This is a genomic window from Paenibacillus sp. 23TSA30-6 (genome assembly GCF_014858585.1).
Lineage (GTDB): Bacteria > Bacillota > Bacilli > Paenibacillales > Paenibacillaceae > Paenibacillus.
Genome location: NZ_SLTL01000062.1, coordinates 1 through 8,451, shown reverse-complemented (window position 1 = coordinate 8,451; position 8,451 = coordinate 1). Strand labels below are relative to the sequence as shown.

3 protein-coding genes are annotated in these 8,451 nt (G+C 47.2%); all 3 read left to right on the top strand.

All coding sequences use genetic code 11. The features are described from left to right. Positions 1 to 2,763, top strand: a 2,763-nt coding sequence (locus tag E0698_RS25915; protein WP_192513387.1) for a condensation domain-containing protein, incomplete at its 5' end; no start/stop codon positions are given. A gap of 70 nt (positions 2,764 to 2,833) precedes the next feature. Beyond that, complete coding sequence (locus tag E0698_RS25910; protein WP_337916454.1) at positions 2,834 to 7,594, top strand: non-ribosomal peptide synthetase; 4,761 nt, start codon at positions 2,834 to 2,836, stop codon at positions 7,592 to 7,594. A 12-nt stretch (positions 7,595 to 7,606) separates the two neighbouring features. Then, on the top strand, positions 7,607 to 8,451 hold an 845-nt coding region (locus tag E0698_RS25905), incomplete at its 3' end, for an MFS transporter (protein WP_192513385.1).

Genomic DNA, 8,451 nt, shown 5'->3' with positions numbered 1-8,451 from the left:
TCGGGAACGACGGGGAACGCCAAAGGCGTGATGATCGAGCAGCGTCATTACGTAAATACGGCGTGGGGCTATAGAGATGCCTATCGGATGGATGAATTTAAGGTCAAACTGTTACAAATCGCCAGCCTGTCGTTTGATGTATTCGCTGGAGATCTGGCCCGGACATTTATCAACGGAGGCACTATGGTTATTTGTCCTCAGCATGTACGCAGCGATCCTGCCGCTCTGGCGAAGACTCTCGAAGAACATCAAATCACCATATTTGATGCCCCGCCAGCGCTAATGGTGCTACTCATGGAGTATGTGTATGAACAAGGTATAGATATCAGTGCGATGAAGCTGGTTACGACGGGCTCAGACAGTTGTAGTGTGGACAACTACCGCACCCTGCTAACACGCTTCGGTGATCGTATTCGCATTATGAATTGCTACGGTGTGACCGAAGCGGCTATTGATTCCAGCTTTTATGAAGAAACGGCGGAACGCCTGCCTCCATCCGGTATCGTCCCGATTGGAAAGGTGTTGCCGAACCATAAAGTATATATCGTGGATGAGGCTTTGCGTCCGCTCCCTATCGGCGTAGCCGGGGAATTGTGTCTTGGCGGCGCTTCTGTAGCTCGCGGTTACCTGAACCGTCCTGATCTGACGGCAGAAAAATTTGTACCGAATCCTTTTGTGAGTGGAGAGCGTCTGTACCGTACCGGAGATCTGGCCCGCTGGCTGCCGGATGGCAACATTGATTTCCTTGGCCGGGCTGACTTTCAGGTCAAAATTCGTGGTTACCGGATCGAGCCGGGTGAAATCGAGTCGGCCCTACTCCAATTGGATGAGGTACACCAAGCGGTGGTCACGGATAGAACGGACAAGACCGGACAAAAGTATTTGTGCGCCTACGTGGCAGGCATAACCGACAAATCCTTCCTGCGGACAGAGCTTGCCAAACAGTTGCCTAGCTATATGGTACCTGCGCATATTATCGTGCTGGATCAATTGCCTTTGACCCATAACGGTAAAATTGATCGACGTGCGCTTCCAGAACCCGAAGATTTTGTGTTGACCGACGTCGAGTATGAAGCGCCGCAGAGCGAGCTGGAGCAAACACTCGCTTCCATCTGGGAGGAAGTCATTGGCGTTAAGCCGATTGGCTTGCGCAACAACTTTTTCGAGCTTGGCGGGGATTCGATCAAAGCACTACAAATTGCAGCCCGGTTGAATGCGAAGGGCCTCAAAATGGACATGAAGGATTTGTTCCGTTATCCGCAGATTGATCTGATCGCTCCTTATATTAAAGAAGTAATCCGGAGCATCCCGCAGAGGGCAGTACAAGGTGCAGTGGAGCTGACACCGATCCAATGGGAGTTTTTTGAGCATCATCGAACAGAACGTCATCATTACAATCAGGCAGTCATGCTCCAGAACGCCGAAAGATGGAACGAAACCTGGCTGCGAAGCGCCGTAGACAAGCTGACCACGCACCATGATGCCTTGCGCATCACCTTTGATGAGCGTGAAAAAGAACCTGTCGCCTATAACAGAGGCACAGCCGAAGGTGAACGCTTCACATTGGAAAGCTACGATTTATCACATGCTGACCAGCCTGAGAAAGAAATCGCGCAGCTCGCTGACGCGTTACAAAGCTGCTTTGATTTGCGCAACGGCCCGCTTGTGCGTTTGGCTTTATTCCGGCTACAGGAAGCCGATCATTTGTTAATCGTCATTCATCATCTTGTCGTAGATGGTGTGTCGTGGAGAATCCTGCTGGAGGACTTGGAAACAGCCTACTGGCAGGCAGCTAACGGTGAAAAGCAACAGCTACCCGCCAAGACCGATTCTTACAAAGAATGGGCAGCACGTCTGTCCAAGTATGCACAAAGCGCACTGGTGCATCAGGAAATCAGCTATTGGAATGCGGTAGAAGCTCGTGAAATACTTTCACTGCCAAAAGATCATGAGGTTCCAGTTAGCCTGATCCGTGACGGTCGCCAATTCGAAGTGACACTCAGCCGGGAAGAAACCGAAAACCTGCTGAAACACGCGCACCATGCTTACAATACAGAAATTAATGATATTTTACTAACGGCGCTAGGGCTGGCTTTTCATGAATGGAGTGGACATGCTAAAATTGCGATTCATTTGGAAGGACACGGCAGGGAGGAGTTCATCAAAGACATTGATGTTTCCCGCACAGTCGGCTGGTTTACGTCCGTGTATCCGTTTGTGGTAGACGTGAGCAAGCCGGTAGATTTGGCCCATCAGATCAAGATGGTTAAAGATAAGCTTCGGCGGGTGCCCAACAAGGGTGTAGGATACGGAATTTTACGCTATTTGTCCCCAAGAGACCAACAGGGTACTGCGGTACTTTTTTCAGCAAAGGTTCCTGAAATCAGCTTTAACTACTTGGGGCAATTTGATGGGAAGACCGGAGCAGATGCACCTTTGCGAACCTCGACGCTTTCTTCGTTTGCCGGTGCTGAGGTTAGCCCTCACGCCGAAAGAACACTTACCTTTGATATCAATGGTATGGTGAGCGATGGAAAACTTCGCCTTGTATTCGACTATAACGGACGTGAATATGAGCCATCTACGGTGGAGCGGTTGACTGCGGGATATAAAAAGCATTTGCTGGAGCTCATTCGCCATTGTTGCGCAAAGGAAACAACCGAGCAAAGTCCGACCGATTTCACATACGGGCAATTATCCATTGGACAGTTTGAAAATATAGCAAGTCGTTTGAACGACAAACTGTTGAACAATCTCAAATAAAGATAAACAGACCAACACACATGAAATTAAACATTCGCACCGTTAAGGAGAGGTGAATTTTTTGACTCAGGTGAAAATTAAAGACCTCTATCCGCTTTCGCCAATGCAAGAGGGGATGTTGTTTCATTCCATATTGGATCAAAAGTCGGAAGCTTATTTTGAACAGACCGTTATCACCAGTCAAGACATTTTGGACGCCAGCCTAGTACAACAAAGCTTGCAAAAGCTGGTCAACCGATACGATATTTTCCGCACCGTCTTTATATATAAGGAAACCGAACGGCCTCTTCAGGTCGTTCTGGAACAACGTGAGGCAGCTCCTATTAATGTTGAAAATTGGAGTAGACAGACGGATGAAGAAAAAAAAGCTCTTCTGGAGTCCTTTCTAAAAAACGATCGGCAAATAGGCTTTGATCTGGAAAAAGACGTTCCGATCCGACTGGCTTTAATTCGGTGGACAGAGGAAGACTCCAAGCTCATTTGGAGCTTTCCTCATATCGTGATGGATGGCTGGTGCATGGGGACAGTGGCTCAGGATTTTTTCGACATCTACATCTCTCTACGGGACAACACGCCTTTAAAACTAGTGCCAGTTTTTCCATTCAGCAGCTTTATCCAGTGGCTGGAGAGACAAGACAAGGAGGAAGCGGCCGCGTACTGGCAACGATATCTGCTTGAAGTTGAAAATGAAACCGTCGTTCCTGGCTATACCCAGTCGTTCGATTCATCCTATAGGGCAGAACAATTTACAAGCATATGGGAAGAACGTCTGACCCAAGGTTTAGAGCGTATTGCCAAGCAGTACCGTGTCACCGTTAGCACCGTATTTCAAACCCTTTGGGGCATTTTACTACAAACATACAATAACAGTAACGATGTTATTATGGGTTCGGTTGTATCTGGCAGACCGGATGAAGTGCCTGGTATAGAAAACATGGTCGGTTTGTTCATCAATACGATTCCGGTACGGATCATCAGCTCCCCAGAACAACGGTTTTCCGATTTACTGGCGTCTGTCCAGGTCTCCATGATGGAGTCCAATCGGTATTCTTATCTGTCACTAGCTGATATCCAGTCTCACACCTCATTAAAGCAAAATCTGATTCGTCATATCGTCGTATTTGAAAATTATCCGATTTCAGAGGATCTCATGAGCCTTGAGGAAGAATCAAAAGCGATTCGAATCACGGAAGTGGAAGAAATCGAGCAAACCAACTATGATTTGAACGTTGTCGTCGTGCCCGGGCACAAGCTTGAAATCAAATTTAGCTATAACGAGCTAACCTATGACCAAAACATGATCCAACTCATCGCCAGCCATCTCAGCCAAGCCATGGAGCAGGTTCTTCTTAACCCGGATATACGCGTTAAGGACCTGGAATTTCTGACGACAGAGGAGAGACGGCGGCTCTTGTTCGATTTTAATGATACCCGGACATTGTACCCTGCTGAGCAAACGATCCATCACTGTTTTGAGGAACAAGCAGAAAAGACACCGGAAGCAGTAGCAATTGTATTTGAAAATCGTGAGCTGACCTACAGAGAATTAAATATAAAGGCTAATCAGTTGGCCTCAAAGCTGCGGAAGCTGGGCGTTCAGCCGGATACCATTGTGGCTATCCTGACCGAACGGTCACCCGAAATGATTATTGGTGTACTGGGTATTTTAAAAGCTGGAGCAGCTTATTTGCCGATAGATCCTTCCTACCCCCAAGACCGGATTACATTTATGCTTCAGGATAGCCGTAGCAATATTTTACTGACCTTATCAGGCAGGGGAAGCCAAACAACAGGATTCGAATTTTCCGGTACTGTGCTGGATTTGGGTGATATTGGATCTTATGATGCCGACGTCTTCACCAGTTTCAATCTATCGGCAACAACAGCAGATCATTTGGCGTATGTGATGTACACCTCTGGCTCCACGGGTCGTCCTAAGGGAGTCATGATTGAGCATCGAAATGTCATACGACTGGTCAAAAATACAAATTACGTACAATTCGCTGAGAACGACCGCATTTTAATGACCGGAGCTTTAGTGTTTGATGCCTGTACCTTTGAAATTTGGGGAGCTTTGCTCAACGGTCTACGATTGTATATCGTACCGGAATCCATCATTTTAAACGCTGTGAAACTGGGTACTGCACTCGAACAGAACCACATTTCGACGATGTGGCTGACATCGCCTTTGTTCAATCAACTTGCTCTGCAAAAGCCCGAACTATTTTCCCCTCTCAAATACTTGCTAGTTGGGGGAGATGTGCTTTCACCTGCAATCATCGCCAACGTTAGAGAAAAATGTCCTGGCTTGACAATTATTAATGGCTATGGCCCAACAGAGAATACCACATTCTCGTGCTGTTTCCCGATCGAAAAAGAGTATAGCAACATTCCGATTGGACGGCCGATCGGAAATTCCACTGCCTATATATTAGATTCTTCAAACAGATTGCTGCCTATCGGGACTCAAGGCGAAATTTGTGTGGGTGGCGATGGTCTTGCACGCGGATATCTGAACAGAGATGATCTGACTCAGGAAAAGTTTGTCCCTAATCCGTTCATTCCCGGAGAAAAGATGTACCGGACAGGGGATTTGGGCAGATGGCTGCCAGACGGGTATCTGGAGTATCTCGGACGAATCGACCAGCAGGTTAAAATCCGAGGCTACCGTATCGAACCTGGAGAAATAGAAACCAGGCTCATGGGGCATGAAGACATTCATGGAGTGTATGTTGCCCTAAGAACCACGAATGATGGTCAAAAAACGCTCTGTGCTTACATTGCGACCGATGCAGTTCTGACCATGAGCGGCATGAAAGCCCATTTGGCCGGTCAACTGCCAGACTATATGATTCCTGCCCAGTATGTATTTCTGCCGGTGCTTCCTTTGAACACGAATGGGAAGATTGATCGGCAAGCGCTTCCTGAGCCGGAAACGATCAGTAGTCCGCAGGTAGAGTACACGGCCCCAAGAAATGAAGTGGAGCGGCAGCTGGCGAATCTGTGGCAAACGGTGCTTGGAGCAGAAAGGGTCGGTATTGACGACAGCTTTTTCGAGCTTGGAGGGCACTCTTTAAAAGCCATTCAACTGGTATCCAAAGCACAGGAATTGAACATCCCGTTGGAAATACATCAATTGCTTCAATATCAGACGATTCGTAGCTTGTACGATCTTTTGCAACGCGGAGAAGAAGGGGGAGAGAACACAAGCAAACTTATATCTGACTCTCAGGAGGCCGGACGGATTATTGGAGAAGCCTTTGGTGCTCATGCCTTGCTTCGAACCGTGTCCAGTGCTCAACAAGACTATCTGTTCCTGCAACTAGAGCCTTTCCATGCAGAGCAGGTTCAGGACATTACAGAATTTATTCAATCCCATATACATCCCGAGCTGTACCCCCATTATATTATTCCATGGGGCACAGACGAGCCCTATCGGATTTGCGGAATTCCTGTGACAGATGACTCCGAGCTAACAAGCCCTGAGCAAGAAGCCTGTACCCAACATCAGGCAGAAGAATGGGTAGCCAATATTGCTGACTTAAATACGGAGTGGAGTACCAACATACTGGCTCCGGATACGATCGGACAATACCCGCTTGCTCCTGTACAGCTCTATCATTTGCAACATCCTGTCGGGTCAGGTATGTCTATCCGGTTGGACAGCTATTTGGACATCCTACGGTTGACCGCAGCTATTCTACGATTAATTCATCGTCATGAATTGCTGCGAAGTGTCATTGTGAAGTCAGATGAAACGTGGGCCTGGGGGCTTAAACCAGCACCAGAACATATCAGCTTGCCTACTGTGGATCTTTCTGGATATCCGATATATATACAGCAGAGGCTTCTTTCTTACATGGTGCCAAAGCTCTATGAGGAACTGTATGAGCAGACACATTCTTTACAATATCGTATTGTCCTGATTCGCTTAAACTTGCGGGAGCAACTGCTTCTGCTGCCATGCTCACATATTATTTTTGACGCTACAAGCGGTGGCATTTTGCGGAGACAGCTTCTTGATGAATATCACCATCCCCAGCCGGCACCACAGCCGGCAGAGGCAAATCAATATCGGGATTATGTGGAGCATATCTGTCAAGGCCCTCAAGGCATCAGTGATCAGCAAATTAACAAGCAATTCAGGCTTCAAATGTTTGGCGAAAATAATGATCGTATCCAGGCTCTAACGCAAACTCGTAACCATGAAGTATCTACTAAATATCATTGGAGATTGGATTTAAGCGACACTCCAGAGCTGGGGCAATCTGCGAACATGTGGAGTCTTTCACTTCAGATGGCATCCCAATTTTTCAGCACCTATTTTCATATTTCGGAGGTTCCGCTATGGATGACGAATTACGGAAGACAGTATGGCGATCAGAACTATTTTGGAACGATGGGCGAATGTATTGATCATATTCCCATTGTACTTCAGGAAGACGACATCGTAGCTCGTGAAAAGGGCATCCTTGCACAGTTGGATTCGGCTACACGCCATCATTTGAATTTTTTCAATCTAATTATCAACGCAGATATGGAGGAGGCTTATCCCGATTCCAGCCGCATCTTGAAAAAGGGGCTTGAACAATTGCCTGTCGTTTTCAATTATTTGGGGGAAAGCAGAGAAGACTCAGCGCTTTTTGACCATATGGATGTAGATGGTCAAAAAGCGAGCGTCAATGAAGCCATTTTTTTCGAAACACAGCATGTCGGCCAAGTACTGGAGATTTCTCTGATCCTTCCATATGAAGAGGACCGCCAGTATATCCATCAAATCTTCCAAGCTGCCAGTGACAGGCTCTTAAACGCTTTGACCATTTCGCAGTAAGGAGATGAAGATGTGAATCAATTGTTTAAGGATCCTCGTTTTATCCGTTTCTTTGCTTCCCGTACTTCTGCCAACATTGCGGACAGCATTTATTCTATCGTCCTGCTGTATTTTGTACAGCAATCGACACAGTCGGTGGCGATGACCAGCTTCACGTATACGGCCGTATCTGCGGCGTCGATTTTCAGCTTTCTCGTGGGTCCTTTGGTGGATCGCTATTCACCGCCTTTGTTGGCCAGTATCGCCTTGTTTACGCAGGCTGTGCTCATTTTGGCTGTCCCGTTTCTCATTCAGGACGGGATGGTTAATCTGGTCGCTATCCTTGTTATTGTTTTTATTGCATCCTGCTTCTCTACACTGTTTTATCCGGCCAACAGTAAAATGCTGCCGCAACTGGTAGGCTCGCCGGATTTGATTGTCCGGGCGAATTCCATGATTTCGTCAACGGATCAGGTGATTAACATCGCTGGGTATCTGGCTGGAGCCTCGCTCATTATCGCCATGGGGATGAAAAACACGTTTTTTCTAGCCAGCGCAATGCTGTTTCTGGCAGGCTTTGTGTATATCAGGCTCAGCAAGCAAATCGACGCTCCTGCGATGGAGGACACGAACGGTAAAGGTTCACTGAAGCTGGGATACTATCTGAGGGAGCTGAAAGAAGGATATCTTTTTGTAAAACGGCACACCTTCCTGAGAATTATGCTTCCGTTCTTTGCCCTGACGAACTTTTCGATGGCGATCTTGGTGATTGCCATGCCTTCCATCGCGGTATCCTATGGTTCACCGATCTATTACAGCTTACTGTATGTGGCCTATTTTATCGGTATTTTTGTCGGTTCCTTTCTGGTCAGTGTATT